The sequence below is a fragment of the Nostoc sp. CCY 9925 genome, assembly GCF_963920935.1.
GTDB lineage: Bacteria > Cyanobacteriota > Cyanobacteriia > Cyanobacteriales > Nostocaceae > Nostoc.
The window spans coordinates 1-16782 of the sequence record NZ_CAWUDO010000136.1 but is presented as its reverse complement, the minus strand read 5'-3'; the positions used below and the strand labels follow the sequence as shown (position 1 = coordinate 16782).

Genomic DNA, 16782 nt, shown 5'->3' with positions numbered 1-16782 from the left:
CTTTTCCTGCACCCTCTTGACAAAAGTGCAATCACTCTAACCTCTCACCGATGCACCAGCACTAATTTTGGTGACAGGGGCAGGAGTCGAACCTGCCGATGTTCAGGTTATGCAGCCCAATGAGCCACCGTTGCTCCATCCCCGCATATTCACCAATAGACTTCTTGCAGAAGTGGGAAAAGGGTAAGGGGTAAAGGAGAAAGGAGTAATAAGAAACCTTTTTCCTTTTACCTTTCCCCCTCTTGCAAAAGAATTTTTGCAAGAAGTCAATACCCCTGACTGGATTTGAACCAGCAACCTCTTCGTTCTAAGCGAAGCGCCTCTTCCGTTGGGCTACAAGGGCTAAGTCTGAGTGGTAGGGATCGAACCTACGACCTGGAGTTCCCAAAACTCCCGCGCTCCCAACTACGCCACACCCAGATATTTTGGTACTCTCGACAGGATTTGAACCTGTAAAATCTGGACTCTGATTCCAGCACGTATGCCAGTTCCGTCACAAGGGCATATCGGGGTGACAGGATTTGAACCTGCGACATCCTGCTCCCAAAGCAGACGCGCTACCAAGCTGCGCTACACCCCGTTAGTACTCCTGGTGGGAGTCGAACCCACAACGAAACAGATTTTAAGTCTGCCACCTCTTCCAATTGGGCTACAGGAGCAAATTTTGGTACTCTTGGTGGGAGTCGTAGACGCAAAGCGGCTTCCCGAAGGGTATCCACAACTTACCGTTTTTGAGACGGCAGCCTCTTCCAGTTGGGCTACAACAGCAAGTTTGACAGCCCCACCAGGACTCGAACCTGGAATCATCGCCTTCAAAGGGCGCTATGTTGCCAATTACACCACAGGGCTTTATTGCCAGGGCAGGGTTTGAACCTGCAACCTCATCGTTCAGAGCGATGCGACTTCCCAATTCGTCCACCCGGCAATGAATGGCTGCCTCAGTAGGACTCGAACCTACAGCCGCGCGGTTAACAGCCGCTTGCTCTGCCATTGAGCTATGAGGCAACGAAGCCCCCCAGGTCGGAATCGAACCGACGACCTCCTGTTCTTCAGACAGGCGCTAACTACCAACTGAGCTACCGGGGGATAATACCAATTCAAAATTCAAAATTCAAAATTAAGAAATTTCAGATAATACCTGGGTTTGAGGGTTTGTATCTGTTGCTTGATGAGAGGAGAATTGGTATGAGGAGGAGAGATGGGTTTTACCCAGTGGACTGGTTTAATTCAACTCGAATCAGCCACTCCATCATCTCTCCCATGTAACGAGAGTGGAGGGATTTGAACCCTCACGTCTTCAGTTTCGTAGACTGAGATGTTATCCAGTTACACCACACTCTCAAGGCGGAGAGGACAGGATTTGAACCTGCGACGGTACTACCCGTTTCCCCTTAGCAGGAGGACGCTTTGAGCCACTCAGCCACCTCTCCACAGTGGGTCGAGCAGGATTTGTAGACGCGAAGCGGCTTCCCGAAGGGTAGCTGCGTGCACAATAGAACAGTTTTACAGACTGTCGCCTTCAACCAGACTCGGCCATCGACCCATAATGATTCCCCTGACGGGATTTGAACCCGCAATCTCTGGTTTGAAAGAACAGCGACTTAACCATTCGTCCACAGGGGCATGATTGACGCAGGGACTAGGATTTGAACCCAGAACATCGGATTTGGAGTCACGAGGTGTTACCGTTACACCATCCCTGCATTAGTAGCAGTGGCGGGATTTGCACCCGCATCGACCAGGTTATGAGCCAGGGGCTTTGCTGGTTAAGCTACACTGCGATACCAGAGGCTGAGGTGAGATTTGAACTCACGATGTCGGTTTTGCAGACCAATGCCTTCAACCACTTGGCTACTCAGCCGTTTGGGAGTCCCGACGAGACTTGCACTCGCAATCTTCAGCTTGAGGAGGCAGCGCGTTGCGGAGGTTCCCTCCGTTGTAGCGACTGCCGTGGGCTGACGGCTTCAACTATTCGCCTACGGGACTTCAACCAGGGTGACGGGACTTGAACCCGCAACATTTCCGCAGACAACGGAACGCTCTAGCCAATTGAGCTACACCCCGATTTTTGAGAATCTGTGCCTAAAATTTTAGGTTTTTAGGCACATGTTTTGTTGGTGAACTTGCCCATTTCTTATTCAGTTTTCAAGGTTCAGAAAATTAGTTTTTTGTGTTACAAACTGTTAGCAAAACAACGGAAATTCTAGGTAATAAACCTGTTGTATATTCCTGATGTATTCCGTGGTTTTAATGAGTGCAAATTTAGAAGTTTTTTCGTTTGTTGCCTCTACTTCCGATGGTTTGCAAGTAGCAGCAGCTTTGTTATTTGGAGACTTTGGTTTATTCCAACGCCTGTCCTTGAGTTGTATGTAGAACATCACTTTGACCCTTGCGAAGCTTGTCTTTTGCTTCACTACATTTATACTACAAAATACTACAAGAGGTGTCAAGGGGTTTGAGCAAAATTTTTTGAAATTGCCCATAAGAGCTTCTGTGCTTAGGTTATAACTGACTAAGCACTCTAAAAAGTCACACTACACAAGAAGAATTCAGGAGTCAGAATTACTGTTCGTGGAGGACTGGAACCCACCACTACGAAAATTGATCAGTAAATCTGCATATTTAGTAAGGGTTTTAAACCTATTTATTCAGGCGCGTCTCGTAGAGAGCGCAAGGGAGGCGAACTAGCTACCGCTCCGCTATCCCCCAGTCGAGCTTCAATTCATTCTGAATTCTGACTCCTGAATTCTGCTTTGATAAATTAAAAACTCCATCGGTACGTTTTGCTCGGTATGATATTTGATCTGCAAGCATTTACCCAATAGAAACGAGCTATGACCCAGAACTACCGCATTACCCTACTCCCCGGCGATGGCATTGGCCCTGAAATTATGGCAGTGGCGGTAGATGTGCTGAAAGTTGTAGGCCAGAAATTTAATATTCAGTTTGAATTCCAAGAAGGCCTCATCGGTGGTGCAGCAATTGACGCCACGGGGGAACCTCTGCCTTCTGCGACTTTAGATACTTGCCGTAATAGTGATGCTGTATTACTTGCTGCCATTGGTGGCTACAAGTGGGATTCTCTACCATCAAATTTACGTCCAGAGGCGGGTTTGTTAGGGCTACGTGCGGGTTTAGGGCTATTTGCCAATTTACGCCCAGCAAAAATTTTGCCCCAGCTAATCGACGCTTCGACTTTGAAGCGAGAAGTTGTGGAAGGCGTCGATATTATGGTGGTGCGCGAACTCACTGGTGGGATTTATTTCGGTAAACCTAAGGGAATTTTTGCTACGGAAACTGGTGAAAAACGCGGTGTAAATACGATGGTTTACACTGAATCGGAAATCGATCGCATTGGACGAGTGGCTTTTGAAGCAGCCCGCAAACGCAGCGGCAAACTATGTTCGGTGGATAAGGCTAACGTATTAGAAGTATCTCAGTTGTGGCGCGATCGCATCACCCAACTTTCCCAAGAATATCCAGACATTGAACTGTCTCATCTTTATGTAGATAATGCTGCCATGCAGTTGGTACGCTCTCCCAAGCAGTTCGATACCATTGTCACAGGCAATTTGTTTGGCGATATTCTCTCTGATGCTGCTGCCATGCTCACAGGTAGTATTGGTATGTTGCCTTCCGCTAGTTTGGGCGCTTCTGGACCTGGTGTATTTGAACCAGTTCATGGTTCCGCCCCAGATATCGCAGGACAGGATAAGGCAAATCCTCTAGCACAGGTTTTGAGTGTGGCGATGATGTTACGCTACGGTTTAAATCAGGCAGAAGCCGCAGACAATATAGAAAAAGCCGTACTACAAGTTTTAGAACAAGGCGATCGCACAGGTGATATAATTTCACCGGGAAAAAATCTCTTAGGTTGCCGTGCTATGGGCAATGCGCTGATTTTAGCTCTTGAAGCTCAATAATTTAATAGTTCAACCTGGGCAATTTGGCAACCTTTACCATAAGTTTCGGGTAGACTAGAGAGAAATCTAGCAATCAAATAACAGTCGATAGTGTACGCATTACGACAAGGCCAAACAAATTTTACAGTTCCAAAGAACCAGCCCCCTTTGATTGATACCGCCGTAATCAGAGCCGCTGGGCAGATCTACTATACTCACTGTGAAGTACATCCCGAAATAGCTGGGCAACCTTCCGGTGTAGCAATTAATCGCGTGAATCATCGAGGTAAGGTTATTTTTACTAACCAACCAGTTCTCTTACCTCAAGAATGTTTTGTGCCATTGAGTCAAATTGAATCGCACATGTATTAAGCATAGGGCATTGGTCATTGGTCATTGGTCATTGGTCATTGGTCATTGGTCATTAGTCATTAGTCATTAGTCATTGGTTTTTGACAAAGGACAAAGGACAAACGATAAATGACAAAGGACAAATGACAAAGGACAAATGACTATATGGACATTTTGTTCGCCGTCCTGGCGAGTGTAATTGTCTTTGCTTTGGGTGCATCTGTTGGCAGTTTTATCAATGTTGTTGTTTATCGGCTACCTGCTGGGTTGTCAATTCTTTGGCCGCCCTCTCGTTGTCCGCATTGCTTAAACCAGCTAAAAGCTTACGATAATGTACCAGTCTTCGGCTGGATTGCCTTAAAAGGGCGGTGTCGATATTGCAAAAGCAAAATTTCTGTCCGTTATCCTGTGGTAGAAGGGGTAACGGGAATAATTTTTTTACTAGTTTTTTTAGTATTTAAAGCTTCAATTTTAACAATAGGCTATTGGGCTTTTTGCAGTTGGTTATTGGCGCTATCGCTGATTGACCTGGATACAATGACGCTACCCAATGCACTTACTAAGTCGGGTTTGGTAGTAGGGATTTTATTTCAAATGGTGCTTGGTTTTTCACCTGAGGCTAGTTCTGTAGCATTGGTGAATCATTTGATGATGGGGATAGTTGGTGCAGTATTGGGCTTATGGTTGTTTGATGCGATCGCCATATTAGGTTCAATTGCCTTTGGAAAAGCTGCGATGGGTGCGGGTGACGCCAAGTTAGCAGCGATGATGGGAGCCTGGTTAGGGTGGAAATATTTGCTCCTGGCTAGCTTTATTGCCTGTGCGCTGGGAGCGTTAGTAGGTAGCGGTGTAATTGTGCGATCGCGCCACAAATTTGGACAAAAGATGCCTTTCGGGCCTTTTCTGGCTTTAGGGTCTGTAATTACTCTATTTATTGGTGAAATAATCTTGTCTAGCTACCTACGGTTATTTTTTCCAGCGTCTTGACTGGGGGCTGGGGACTGGGGATTGGGGACTGGGGACTGGGGACTGGGGAATAGGAATTAAAGGTTAATATCCAATACCTAATACTCAACACCCAATACCCAATCCCCAATCGTCAATCCCCAGTCCCTCATAATAATTCGTGACTGTAACTTGCATTACGCCATCTGCCCTTTACATTTTGATAATATTCAGCTCGTGACTAGTATTACCCTCTAAACGACGATTAACTGTTGGCAAGCACAACTAATAAAACAGATACTGATTGCTTATGACCCAACAAAAAGAATAATTAATTTGGGTGTGAGAGGGTAAGCATCTTATTTGGAGGTTAGTATTTGCATGGCTTTGTCACTACATTCATATAAAAAGTCCTCTAAAAAAAGAGCAAGAGACTTGTATTGGCATAAGTATTTTCGTTAAGCTGGCAACCAAAGATGAAAATTAAGGTCTGAATTGCTTAAAAGCTTAATTTGACGATCTAGTCATTACCCATTGGTAAAAACAAATGGCTAATGGCTAAGGACAACCCAATAGGGCTTCAGATGGTTTCGACCTCATACCCACTTAAAATAAGATAAAAATGGCTAACAACGAAGAATCACGCGGTTTAAAGTCTTTATTTGATTGGTTTGCAAATCGACGTAAATCAGGATCTACTAACCTCGAACGCCAAGAACGTGAAATTGCTGATGGGCTATGGCATAAATGTTCTAATTGTGGTGTGTTGACATACACAAAAGACCTGAGATCTAACCAGATGGTTTGTGTCGAATGTGGTCATCATAATCGTGTAGATAGCGATGAGCGTATCCGTCAACTGATAGACCACAATACTTGGAAACCTCTAGACGAGCATTTGCGACCAACCGATCCATTGCAATTTCGCGATCGCAAACCATATAGCGATCGCCTACGGGAAACCCAGGAAAAAATTGGCTTAATAGACGCAGTTAAAACTGGTTTGGGTCAAATCAACAGTTTGCCTATTGCCCTTGGGGTTATGGACTTCCGCTTTATGGGCGGTAGTATGGGTTCGGTTGTGGGAGAAAAACTCACCCGCATGATTGAGCAAGCCACTCAACGGCGGTATCCTGTAGTTATTGTCTGCACCTCCGGTGGCGCGAGAATGCAAGAAGGAATGCTTTCCCTAATGCAGATGGCGAAAATCTCCGCAGCCTTACAGCGTCATCAAGACGCCCGACTATTGTATATTCCTGTTTTGACAAATCCTACAACAGGCGGCGTTACCGCTAGTTTTGCAATGTTGGGCGATATTATTTTGGCAGAACCCAAGGCAACCATTGGTTTTGCAGGTCGGCGAGTGATTGAGCAAACCTTACGGGAAAAATTACCCGATGATTTTCAGACCGCTGAAGATTTACTCCTACACGGCTTTATCGATGATATTGTACCGCGTACCCAATTAAAGAACACCATTACCCAGCTGATTGCCTTACACCAGCCTGTGCTAACACCGCCTCATATGGTGTTATGGGAAACGATGTCTTTGACTTCTACTGCCGCAGAATAAACATGGGGCAAACAGGGAGTGTGGGAGGTGTGGGAGGATGCAAAGAAATGTTTTCCCCTTTCTCCCCACACTCCCCACACTCCCCCTACCTCCCCTGCTCCCCTGCATCTCTCTTATCCTCTTCCCGGTTCTTGGGTAAAAATCAGCGGAATTAGGGCTGTTAGTCGGAATACAGTAGAGATGGCGAATAACGCTAATGACCCTCCAGATTCAGTAAATTGCAAGATGAAGCTGCCTATAGTTGTGCCCAAAGCGCCACTCGCCCCAGCAACGGCAGCTGCGATCGCAAAATAGATAGACTGATTTTTAATCGGCGCAATCCCTAATTGAATATTGTTATTACATAAGTCCATCGCCGCACCTGTACCTCCAGTCAAGATATGTAATAGTGGCAACCATAGCCAGATATCAAGGCGATTAACACCAATCCCCAGCCACAACAGTGGTGTGGCTGCAACTAGAATTCCACCAAAGAGCAGGATGAGACGATTGCCGATTTTGTCTGCTAATTTGCCCCACAGAATCAACATCACGAAATTTGCCCCTGCTTGAAGGCTGGTATAGATAGTTACATAGCTAACATTCAAATCCAAAGTGTCTAGCATGTAGAGGTTAAAAAAAGGGGCGCTGAGGTTAAAAGCCAAGGTCCACAAGCCGAAATACAACAGAAATCTCAAAAAGTTAGAGTTTTTCCAAATACTACTATTTAACTGCTCTGGCGGTGTATAAACTAATTGAGTTTCTTGAGAAGATTCATTTTTTGTAGCATCTGATTGAATCTCACTTGTTTGAGCTAATTTGCCAACATAAGTATTTTGCGATCGCGGATTCATATCCACTTGAAAATACTGACACCCTAACCCTATAATTCCAAAAATCATACTCAACAGCAGAATCACCCCATAGCCTTGTAAAACTCCCCCATACCAATGGGATAATACTAAACCGGCTATTGGGACGCAAATCAAATTGGTGAGACTAGCGGCGCTATTGCGTATCCCAAAATACCTGCCTCGCAATCGCCGGGGAATTATATTTGCCATCCAACTTAGCCACGATGCGGTTCCTAGTCCTGCTAAAAGATGGCTGAATAGAAGAATCAAGAGTGTTAATGTTACTAACTGGTTAGTGTTCAACACTCCCCAGCTTGCAGCTGCGATCGCAATTACTAAAATCAGCCACAATAGGCGAGCAATTCCATGTGTTCGTAGTGCGTGGTGAAATCGGCTGGTGCTGCGTTCAGACAAGTAAGCACCCAATGGCTGAATCAGATTCACCAACATGGGAATAGAGGATAACATCCCGAATATCACTGGACTAGCATCCAACTCCACCAAGAAATTGGCAATCAAAATCCCGCTAGTACCAATGGAATAAACTGCTGCTAAGACAGAATCTACTGTCGAGGCTTTTAAACTTCTGCGAATAGCATCCTTGGGAATGCGATAAGTTTGAGAAACTGTTGTTTGCGGTGTAGTAATCTGGGCAATTTCCAGACTCAGAGGAGTAGATATTTCAACCGGAACAAAATCCATAATGTATGTTTATGGATGAAGCATCCTGGCATCAATCCATTTTTCGAGTAATTCAGTCTGCTTTCATCAATCTTGTTAATAATTCTTCGTTATTTTAACTTGCATCTCTCAATAAAAATTCTAAAAATAAAAATATCACTCTTTAGCTACAGACTACATAAGTAAGTAGAGAGAGTTTGATATGAGATTCGTAATTCTTAAGAGGTATTTATAATATAAATTACAGCAGTAAATGGGCAAATACTAAATAAGTATATGAGGTAAGTGATGAACTTGATTAACGAGTATTAAAGACTAATTTACGAGTATTGAGTATGATTTACTAAGCGCAAAAGCCATACACATGATTAAGCACAGCCAATAACAAATATGTCTGTGTCTAATTCCGAGTCCCCAATCCCCCTTATTTGTCAGTGATTAAAAGCAAATTATTAACTTTTTTCGGAGTGGCGATCGCCATTGCGATCGCTTTTATTACTTGTCACAATTTACAATTAACAACCAAACACTCAGTATCTACTGCAATTACCATTAAACTCAGCGGTTGGGGAGGTTCCCCTGTTGAGCAAAAACTCTTGAGACAAGTATTGCAGGATTTTGAAGCACAACACCCAACTATTAAGGTTAAATATGAGGTGATTTCTGACCAATACATGGATGTAATCAAAACTCGCTTAGTTGGAGAAGCCGCGCCTGATGTCTTTTATTTAGATGCCTTGGAAGCTCCTTTTTTGATGAGTCAAAATGTTCTGGAACCACTAGACAATTACATCACTCCCGAATTTGACTTAGCGGATTTTGAAGATACTTTACTTGAGAGTTTCAAATACCAAAACCAAATTTATGGTCTTCCCAAAGACTATTCCACCCTAGCGCTGTTTTATAACAAAAAAGCCTTCGCTACAGCTGGTTTGAATAGTCCGCCAACAACTTGGGACGAACTACGCAGCTACTCGAAACAATTAACAGGCAAACTTAATAGATACGGCTTTGGAGAAATCCCAGAATTGGCGCGTCAGGCTTACAAAATAAAAGCCTTTGGGGGACAAATTGTTGACCAAAATGGCTATGCGACTTTTGCCAGTCAGGCAAGTTTACAGGGTTTACAGTTGGTGATAGACCAGTATCAAAAAGACCGTTCCTCTGCTCAAAAATCTGATGTCGGGACAAACTCAGGTAGTGAAATGTTTGGTCAAAGTAAAGTAGCAATGGTGATTGAAGGTAACTGGGCAATTCCTTATTTAACTGAAACCTTTCCCCAAGTAGAGTTTGCTACTGCGCCAGTGCCTACGATTAATGATAAAAAGGGCACGATGGTGTTTACAGTTGCCTACGTGATGAACAAACAAGCGCAACACAAAGCCGAAGCTTGGGAGTTAATTTCTTATCTCACAGGTAAAGTTGGAATGCAGAAGTGGACAGGAACGGGGTTTGCTTTGCCAACACGTAAATCAGTAGCAAAGAATTTGGGCTATCACCAAGACCCATTGCGATCGCCATTAGTAGCGGGTGTTGATTATGCGACACCTTGGCAGGTAGGTAAATATCCAGCGGCTATTGTGAATAATTTTGAAAATCAGTTTATCAGTGCCTTATTGGGGCAACAATCATTAAAACACGCGATGGTGCGGGCACAGAATCAAGCTAATCAACAGATTCAAGCAATTGAGCAGTAAAAGGCAGATTTTATAAACGCTTTTGCGATCGCCCCAAATTTTTCTATAAAAAATAACCCCACAATATAGTCTGGGGTTAAATCACTTTAAATATTAAACGTAAGTTGCAGCCGATCAAATTCTAGGTGCTTCGTAAGCATCATATTGATGCGATTACTCGCCAAGATAACTAGCAACTTAAGTTATTAAAAATTGGCTAAATAAATCAAGCTTTAATCTGCTTTTGTAGCCTTCAGAAACTTTATGAGTTTTAAAATTCTATCTCACTTTTTAGGGTTTGATACCTTCTACATACAAGCTTTCAAATCTTCGGGACTCCTGATCTATTAATAATTCAGGAATATTACTCGTTTGATAATCAACTCTACGTACATCCTTAAATCCCGATTCTTCAAACACAAGTTTGATTGTTTCAAAATCGTAACAGTATTGATGTTCAAAACCTTGTCGAAATACCTCATTCAGGATCGCCATGCGTGTTCTAGGTGTGACCTTAGGTCTTCGCTGCATCATCCACTCATGATCGTTAAAGTATCGATCTAAGTAAAGCTCTCCATCGGGAACAGACACCCTCAAAACCCCACCCGGCTTAAGTATTCTAAGGCATTCCGATAAAAATAATTTGGCTTGGTCAGGGAGTAAATGCTCAAAAAAATGTTCTGTAAAAACTCCTTCAAAACGATTTTCTTTGAAAGGCATCTTTCCAGTTATATCGCAAACATAATCCACGCCAGATTGAAGAAAACCATCACAATTTAGCCAGTCTTCTGTCTGAATGCCTTTGTTTCCACATCCTAAATTGATGAATCGTGCCTTAGGCTTAATCTTATTTGGATTTCTCGCTAAAAAAAGATTTACTACAGTTGTAGTAATGTGATAAAAGTCATTCTTGAGCCAATATTTCGTGTGGACACTGACCATTAGCGTTTCAATGATTGTATGTTAATATACGGTATAATTCTATAAAAATTTTTGATTTTGCACAAGTACAAAGCTGACTTGCCGCGAAGGGAATGTATTGTAAGGCTTGATTGCCAAAAATTACTAGCCGTTTTTCCCCAAACTTAGTCAGTAACAGGCGCGAAGATCAGTTAACTCAGTTAATTATCAGCTTTAGCGGTTTTGTCTGGGTAAACCCCCACCACACCAGGATTTTTTAAGTAATTGTTGTATAAATTATTGGCTGCTTTGTCTATCTGTTGGCGTTTTGGGAGTTCATCGAGCTTAACAACATACATGACGGGCTGAACAATAAGCCTCAACAACGGTGTGGTGGAACGCTTAGATAGGATTTGAGATTACCTCATTGGGTGTGATGGCGATCGCCAATGGCATTGAAAAAATACAAAAATAAATTATGAGCAGTATTTATTCAATGGCTGGAGAGCGATGGAGAACTTAACAACCCCAACTGTCGCATTGCTGGGAGTCTGGCTACATGATTGTAATAACTTTTGTTACCAGCAGCACCGCAAAAGTATAAAAATACTTTAGGTGATTTGAGAATTCTGACAGGTTCATTTGGAATTACAGAAAGTTTCTCTTTTGGTGAGGGTGCTGGAATCCACCAGGCATGTATATATTCATTGGAGTTATTAATAGGTAAACGCACATCTTCGTAACGAAGAAGAAAGTCGGATGAACTAGGTAGGGTTAAGATTTGTGCAGTAGGGCGAAAGATGAAATGACGCTGGCGAAAAAACAAAAATAGACAAATTGAAATATAGGCGATCGCCATTAATCCTATACTTCTTAGCAGCAGTTTGCGAAGATTAGAATGTAGTATGTTTTCCAGTTATTTTCTAACACTGCTAAAAGAGCGATGTCTACGACGGGCTACGCCTACGCCATTTAAATTAGTAGTCTGCTTCATTAATTTTGAGGGGTGAACTTCTTGTTAATTTTTCTTTATTTGCGTCCTTTGCGGTTCGTTTATTAACCTAGCAAAATTAATGGGACAGAGTACCAGTGGTCTGTCCCAAAAGTTTTGAGAGGTTCGTAGTAAGCACTTTAGTGCTTGAACATTATAGGACTAAAGCCCTTACTACAAACGTATTTATCCCTCAAAATTAATGGGACAGAGTACTAGTATTAATCCAATGCCCATTCTAATTTCAAAGTTTCCAACTTAGGATTTTTCACACTCATTCTCTTACACTCTTCCAAAAATTCTTTGACTTGTTCATCATTCAGACTTAAGCCACCATCTTGTAAGTTATTGATGTAATTGATTACATCTGAAGTTGTCAAAGCGGAACTTATTTCTTCCAAGAGAATAGCATTTTTAACTTCCCGGCAAACCAACTCAATATCAGATGAAGTAAATTTCCCACTTTTCTCAGATAATATTTCAAAATTCACTAGCTGATTCATATCAATTTTTGACAAATAGTGTTTAAATAAATCTATTCTTTCTACTCGATCTGGTGGGAAAATAGGAATCTTCCAATCCAATCTACCAGAACGCTTCAAAGCACTATCAATACCGCTTAAATAATTAGTAGCAGCAATCACAATTACATCACTATTTTGAAGATTATTTAGTTGTATAAGTAATTGGTTAATAGTTGCCTTTTGGTCTGTATGTGCGTTATCTTCGTGACGGTTAAATCCAATACTGTCTAACTCATCAATAAATAAAACTGAAGGAGCTTTTTTCTTAGCCTGAGCAAAGATATCACGAATATTTTTTTGACTTTGACCAATCCAAACACTCACAATATCAGCAGGAGAGAACTTAAAGAAATATCTCTCAGATTCATTAGCAAAGGCATTTGCCAGTAGAGTTTTACCGCATCCTGGTAAACCATAGAAGAGAATTCCGCCAATTGAACCTTTGTGTCCTTTAGATTGCAGCTTTAAGAGTTTAGTTAATTTTTCTTTTTCTTCATTTAGTCCTTTGACTTGGCTAAAGTCAAGCTGAAATTCTTTGATGCGATTTGTAATTGGATATGCTGGTACTAAACTCTGTTTTTTAGCTCTATATTCAAAAGATGGATAGTCGATAGAGTCAAATGATACTGGCACTAATTGGTGATTTTCATAGTCAGGAGCCATGATTATAACCTGGAAGCGATCGCCATAATATCCAGAAAACTTATATTCTAATATTTCCTTCGCTTTTTTCAGTTGATAATAGTTGCGTGCTATCTCAAAACCCGGAATTACTAACCAAACACTTCCCAGTCTATTCGGCCACACTTTTGATTTTCTCAAAACTCTTTTAATTGTATCTAAAAACAGATTATTATCCTGAAATTCATGGTATTTGAGAGTTTCTATTTCAACCACTAGCTGATTTTTGACATAAACTTCTATGATTTCACTTTGGTATTCTTCATCCTCATCTGATGTATCTTCATCTATTGTTTCTTCATCTCTGGAAGTTAACTCTGCTTCACAGTCAATATGAGATAATTCATATCCTATACTTTCTAAAGTTTTAATAGCAAAATACTTCAGATAGATATATTCTTTACTTTCATGCTGCCACTTGAGAATATAAAAATGTTCAGCTTTCATCTTCAACAATAACTGTGATTCAGCTTGTATTTGAGCTTTTTGTAATTCTAGAAAATAATCTCCTAAAGATGCATCATCTTCCTCTATTTGATAATATGGAAGTTCCAACAATAGGCGAAAATGAGCATATACTTCTTCTTTATATTTAATAGAGGCTTCATTTGGGTATTTACACCTGAGAGTAAAAGTAAAAGGAATTTTATGGGCAACTCTATCTACCAAGTATCCCAAAGCGTCTTCTTGCTGATGCGCTTGAATTTCTAATAATGATGGGCAATGAAATACAATAAAAAATTGCTCGGAATTATATTTATTTGCATACAATGATATCTGCTCAAACTGCTGATCAAATTTTTCCGAATCAAGTAATTCTAAACCAGTATTACCCAAGATTATACTGGTCATAGTTGAGCGAGAAAACTGAAAAATATTAGCATCAAAGATAGTATTTTCTTGTTCATCTTCACAGTCATTATCTGAGGCAATACTGGTAGGTATTTTCCTGTGAAGAGTTTTGGGTATAATATTACTGCCCCCATATTGATACTTTCTAATTAATTCATAATTAAATATTTTGACAACAATATCACAAAAGAAATCATCTACTTGTGGAATCAAAAAAATACCTACTGGCTGGTGAGAATCTAAACAAGCCTGGAATCGTTCATATTCTTGTTCAGAGCCAAAATCAAATAAGTAGTAAAAAAAATCATGCTGGACTGAAATATTGTTTTTTAATTTGGCTGAGATTGCTTGAGAATCATTTGCTTGGTTTATTGGTTCTATACCTTTAATAGAAATAGCGATCTTTGTATCTAGCGGAATATGCAAATCTAATACAGGATTTGCACAAAGCCCCAGTTCATCAAGAGCAGTATTAAAATCATTTACAAATGATTGGCTTCTACGCTGGTAGCCAAACTGTTCTATGATAGTTTTGACTCGTAGGCTTTTTTGGGTTTTACTAGTTCTTTGGAGTTCGTTTTTAATCGAACGTAAGTAGGCTGTATAAGTCATTTTGTATCCTATTGCTTGAGTAGGGTTAATTAGCATCCCCAAGGAAACCAAATATATAGTTCCCTAAGTCATATATCCAGCTAACTCACCCAAGCGATGTCTGGCGGTAAGCTTGTGTCTAGGCTTGCCAAACATCAAAACTCATTAGACCTGCCTTGAAAATAGGGACTGGGGATTGGGGAAGAAATATTTTCATTCCTTCGTTGTGAACTGTGTTCATGGAGTCTCTTGCAAAAGTACCTTTTGCACTCTTGTCGGGAAAAGGAAAATTCTATTCCTTTAGCCCTTCCCCCTTCCCCTTTTCCCCACTTCTGCAAGAAATCTATTCAGTGAGGCTAAACATTTTTTACAGCAGTACGAAAAATAATCATGCACGACTCATCGCTACAGCCTGGTTAGTGCCGGATTAAACGGAGGTTCAATAGTGTTTCAAATCAACAGGCGGCGGTCAAATCCGAGGTGGAACATCACAGAAGATTTGGCTGGGTATATGTTCATGATGCCTACCATTCTGGTTTTGGGGACTTTTGTAGTCTTACCTATTCTCTTTGCTGTTTTTCTTTCTCTGCAAAAAGTTCAACTTCTAGGCGGTATTCAGTATGAGTTCATAGGTTTTCGCAACTTCACGCGATTAGTTGAAGACCAACGGGTTTGGATTGCTTTGAGAAACACCGCCGAATATGTAGCCATTGTTGTGCCAACTCAAACAGTCCTAGCTTTAATTTTGGCGGTAACTCTCAATTCTGGAATTCGCGGTAAAAACTGGTGGCGCATTCTCTACTTTTTGCCCACAGTCACTTCTTCAGCAGTGCTGACGCTAATCTTCATGTGGATTTATAACACCGATGGGCTACTAAATGATTTTCTGGCTTTTGTGGGGCTACCTACTTATAACTGGTTGGGTGACCCAGCGGTTGCCCTGAAAGGCATTATGATCATGAACATTTGGTCAACTGCGCCGTTTTTCATGGTGATTTACCTGGCGGCTTTACAAGATATCCCCCAAACAGTTTATCAAGCCGCAGAACTTGATGGCGCGAATGAATGGCAGCAATTTATTTACATTACTATTCCTTTGCTCAAGCCTGTAACCTTCTTTGTGGTAGCGATGGGGGTGATTGGCACTTTTCAATTGTTTGACCAGTCTTACATTTTCTCTGGCGGTACTGGCGGGCCAAATAACGCTACTTTAACTGTGGTGCTACTAGTTTACCAAGCTGTGTTTCGGAATTTACAGATGGGATATGCTGCTGCGATCGCCTTTTTATTAGCAGCAGTCATCATTGCCCTTACCATAATTGCACGGGGACTTTTTGGAGGCGAACAGATTTGACTAGAATTTCTGGCTTGTCCTGGCCCAAAATCCTTTTATATATCTTGCTGACACTCTATGCCCTCATTACCCTCATTCCCTTTCTCTGGGCACTTTCAGCATCATTTAAGCCGCTAACGGAAATTGTCGGCGGTGAACCCAACTTTTTCCCCAAAAATTTCACTCTCGACAACTACAGGCAAATCTTTCTGCAAGAACCGTTATTTTGGCGCTGGCTGTTTAACAGCGTAGCGATCGCTGTCAGCGTCACTGTTTTAAACTTGTTGTTAAATTCAATGGCGGGTTATGCCTTAGCCAGACTGCGCTTTGCCGGCAAACGCTTTTGGTTTTTCCTCATCTTGACAGTACTGGCGGTACCAGCGCAAATTACCTTAATTCCCACATTTTTGATTTTAAAAGCGATGGGCTGGCTAAATTCCTACCAAGGCATGATTGTCCCCAGCATGGTCAATGCCACCTTCATCTTCATGATGCGACAGTTTTTTGTGAATTTTCCCAAAGAATTAGAAGAAGCTGGTCAACTTGATGGCTTAAATACCTTTGGAATTTTCCGGCATATTGTTTTACCTTTGGCAAAACCAGCACTAGCAGCCCAGGCAGTTTTCGTGTTCATGGGAAGCTGGAATAATTTCTTGCTGCCTATAGTTATCCTATTTGACCCAGAAATGTTTACCCTACCCTTGGGGCTAAACACCTTCAAAGGTCAATATATCAGCTATTGGAACTACATTATGGCAGCCTCAATGGTATTTACCCTGCCAGCTTTAAGTATTTATGCCTTTTTCAACCGCTACTTCATCCAAAGCGTTACATTTACTGGCGGGAAAGGTTAATTCTCATTTACCCTTTGTCACTTACCAAACTCTAAATTTCAAGCTCAGAGGTTCATCGACGAAGCTCAGAGGTTCATCGACGAAGCTCAGATATT

13 protein-coding genes and 18 tRNA genes are annotated in these 16782 nt (G+C 41.6%); 8 read left to right on the top strand and 23 right to left on the bottom strand.

The features are described 5' to 3' along the window. Positions 1–270 precede the first annotated feature (270 nt). The 18 genes from ACM0OY_RS35895 to ACM0OY_RS35810 form a co-directional block, all read right to left on the bottom strand. Positions 271–343: transfer RNA gene (locus ACM0OY_RS35895), tRNA-Leu, on the bottom strand. Between the two features lie 4 nt (positions 344–347). Further along, positions 348–420 (bottom strand) — tRNA-Pro (locus tag ACM0OY_RS35890). A 6-nt stretch (positions 421–426) separates the two neighbouring features. Then, positions 427–503, bottom strand: a tRNA-Leu gene (locus tag ACM0OY_RS35885). A 3-nt stretch (positions 504–506) separates the two neighbouring features. Beyond that, positions 507–580: transfer RNA gene (locus ACM0OY_RS35880), tRNA-Pro, on the bottom strand. A gap of 4 nt (positions 581–584) precedes the next feature. Continuing rightward, positions 585–659: transfer RNA gene (locus ACM0OY_RS35875), tRNA-Leu, on the bottom strand. A 6-nt stretch (positions 660–665) separates the two neighbouring features. Beyond that, positions 666–768: transfer RNA gene (locus tag ACM0OY_RS35870), tRNA-Leu, on the bottom strand. Between the two features lie 8 nt (positions 769–776). After that, positions 777–849 (bottom strand) — tRNA-Gln (locus ACM0OY_RS35865). 3 nt (positions 850–852) lie between these two features. Next, positions 853–925, bottom strand: a tRNA-Gln gene (locus ACM0OY_RS35860). A gap of 5 nt (positions 926–930) precedes the next feature. Continuing rightward, a tRNA-Asn gene (locus tag ACM0OY_RS35855) sits at positions 931–1005 on the bottom strand. A gap of 6 nt (positions 1006–1011) precedes the next feature. Beyond that, a tRNA-Phe gene (locus tag ACM0OY_RS35850) sits at positions 1012–1086 on the bottom strand. Between the two features lie 180 nt (positions 1087–1266). After that, positions 1267–1341: transfer RNA gene (locus ACM0OY_RS35845), tRNA-Arg, on the bottom strand. Positions 1342–1345: 4 nt separating this feature from the next. Then, positions 1346–1430: transfer RNA gene (locus ACM0OY_RS35840), tRNA-Ser, on the bottom strand. A 4-nt stretch (positions 1431–1434) separates the two neighbouring features. Beyond that, positions 1435–1543 (bottom strand) — tRNA-Tyr (locus tag ACM0OY_RS35835). Positions 1544–1550: 7 nt separating this feature from the next. Next, positions 1551–1622: transfer RNA gene (locus ACM0OY_RS35830), tRNA-Glu, on the bottom strand. A gap of 9 nt (positions 1623–1631) precedes the next feature. Then, positions 1632–1703: transfer RNA gene (locus ACM0OY_RS35825), tRNA-Trp, on the bottom strand. A 5-nt stretch (positions 1704–1708) separates the two neighbouring features. Further along, positions 1709–1781: transfer RNA gene (locus ACM0OY_RS35820), tRNA-Ile, on the bottom strand. Between the two features lie 7 nt (positions 1782–1788). Continuing rightward, a tRNA-Cys gene (locus tag ACM0OY_RS35815) sits at positions 1789–1861 on the bottom strand. 129 nt (positions 1862–1990) lie between these two features. Next, positions 1991–2064 (bottom strand) — tRNA-Asp (locus tag ACM0OY_RS35810). A 186-nt stretch (positions 2065–2250) separates the two neighbouring features. Between ACM0OY_RS35810 and ACM0OY_RS35805 the strand changes: the two genes are divergently transcribed. The 5 genes from ACM0OY_RS35805 to accD all read left to right on the top strand — a co-directional run bounded on the left by ACM0OY_RS35805 (position 2251) and on the right by accD (position 6771). Then, positions 2251–2373 (top strand): hypothetical protein, encoded by a 123-nt coding sequence (locus ACM0OY_RS35805; protein ID WP_414573498.1) that lies wholly within the window; start codon positions 2251–2253, stop codon positions 2371–2373. Positions 2374–2834: 461 nt separating this feature from the next. Beyond that, positions 2835–3923, top strand: coding sequence for a 3-isopropylmalate dehydrogenase (gene leuB / locus ACM0OY_RS35800; protein ID WP_414573497.1), 1089 nt, complete (start codon positions 2835–2837; stop codon positions 3921–3923). Positions 3924–4013: 90 nt separating this feature from the next. Further along, on the top strand, positions 4014–4274 hold the full coding sequence (locus ACM0OY_RS35795) for a hypothetical protein (RefSeq protein WP_414573496.1): 261 nt from the start codon (positions 4014–4016) through the stop codon (positions 4272–4274). Positions 4275–4418: 144 nt separating this feature from the next. Next, positions 4419–5240: a prepilin peptidase gene (locus ACM0OY_RS35790; RefSeq protein WP_414573495.1), complete on the top strand. Its 822-nt coding sequence runs from the start codon at positions 4419–4421 to the stop codon at positions 5238–5240. A gap of 580 nt (positions 5241–5820) precedes the next feature. Beyond that, positions 5821–6771: an acetyl-CoA carboxylase, carboxyltransferase subunit beta gene (gene accD / locus ACM0OY_RS35785; RefSeq protein WP_414573494.1), complete on the top strand. Its 951-nt coding sequence runs from the start codon at positions 5821–5823 to the stop codon at positions 6769–6771. Positions 6772–6884: 113 nt separating this feature from the next. Here the strand turns inward: accD and ACM0OY_RS35780 are convergent, their stop codons facing one another. Continuing rightward, positions 6885–8306, bottom strand: coding sequence for an MFS transporter (locus ACM0OY_RS35780; RefSeq protein WP_414573493.1), 1422 nt, complete (start codon positions 8304–8306; stop codon positions 6885–6887). 413 nt (positions 8307–8719) lie between these two features. Between ACM0OY_RS35780 and ACM0OY_RS35775 the strand changes: the two genes are divergently transcribed. Further along, entirely contained in the window at positions 8720–9982 is a 1263-nt protein-coding gene (locus ACM0OY_RS35775) for an ABC transporter substrate-binding protein (RefSeq protein ID WP_414573492.1), read from the top strand. Positions 9983–10252: 270 nt separating this feature from the next. On the opposite strand, the gene ACM0OY_RS35770 is transcribed toward ACM0OY_RS35775, so the two are convergent. The 4 genes from ACM0OY_RS35770 to ACM0OY_RS35755 form a co-directional block, all read right to left on the bottom strand. Next, positions 10253–10903 carry a class I SAM-dependent methyltransferase gene (locus tag ACM0OY_RS35770; RefSeq protein WP_414573491.1) on the bottom strand — a complete coding sequence of 217 codons (651 nt, stop codon included), beginning with the start codon at positions 10901–10903 and terminating at the stop codon, positions 10253–10255. 179 nt (positions 10904–11082) lie between these two features. Continuing rightward, the gene (locus ACM0OY_RS35765) at positions 11083–11220 is read right to left on the bottom strand and encodes a hypothetical protein (RefSeq protein WP_414573490.1); all 138 of its coding nucleotides are present in this window, start codon (positions 11218–11220) and stop codon (positions 11083–11085) included. A 134-nt stretch (positions 11221–11354) separates the two neighbouring features. Beyond that, a complete protein-coding gene (locus tag ACM0OY_RS35760) occupies positions 11355–11720 on the bottom strand; it encodes a hypothetical protein (protein ID WP_414573489.1) in 366 nt (121 codons plus the stop codon). A 353-nt stretch (positions 11721–12073) separates the two neighbouring features. After that, on the bottom strand, positions 12074–14521 hold the full coding sequence (locus tag ACM0OY_RS35755; RefSeq protein ID WP_414573488.1) for an AAA family ATPase: 2448 nt from the start codon (positions 14519–14521) through the stop codon (positions 12074–12076). Positions 14522–14945: 424 nt separating this feature from the next. Between ACM0OY_RS35755 and ACM0OY_RS35750 the strand changes: the two genes are divergently transcribed. Then, positions 14946–15854, top strand: coding sequence for a carbohydrate ABC transporter permease (locus tag ACM0OY_RS35750; protein ID WP_414573487.1), 909 nt, complete (start codon positions 14946–14948; stop codon positions 15852–15854). Then, positions 15851–16687: a carbohydrate ABC transporter permease gene (locus ACM0OY_RS35745; protein WP_414573486.1), complete on the top strand. Its 837-nt coding sequence runs from the start codon at positions 15851–15853 to the stop codon at positions 16685–16687. Before ACM0OY_RS35750 ends, ACM0OY_RS35745 begins: the two co-directional genes overlap by 4 nt. Positions 16688–16782: the final 95 nt, after the last annotated feature.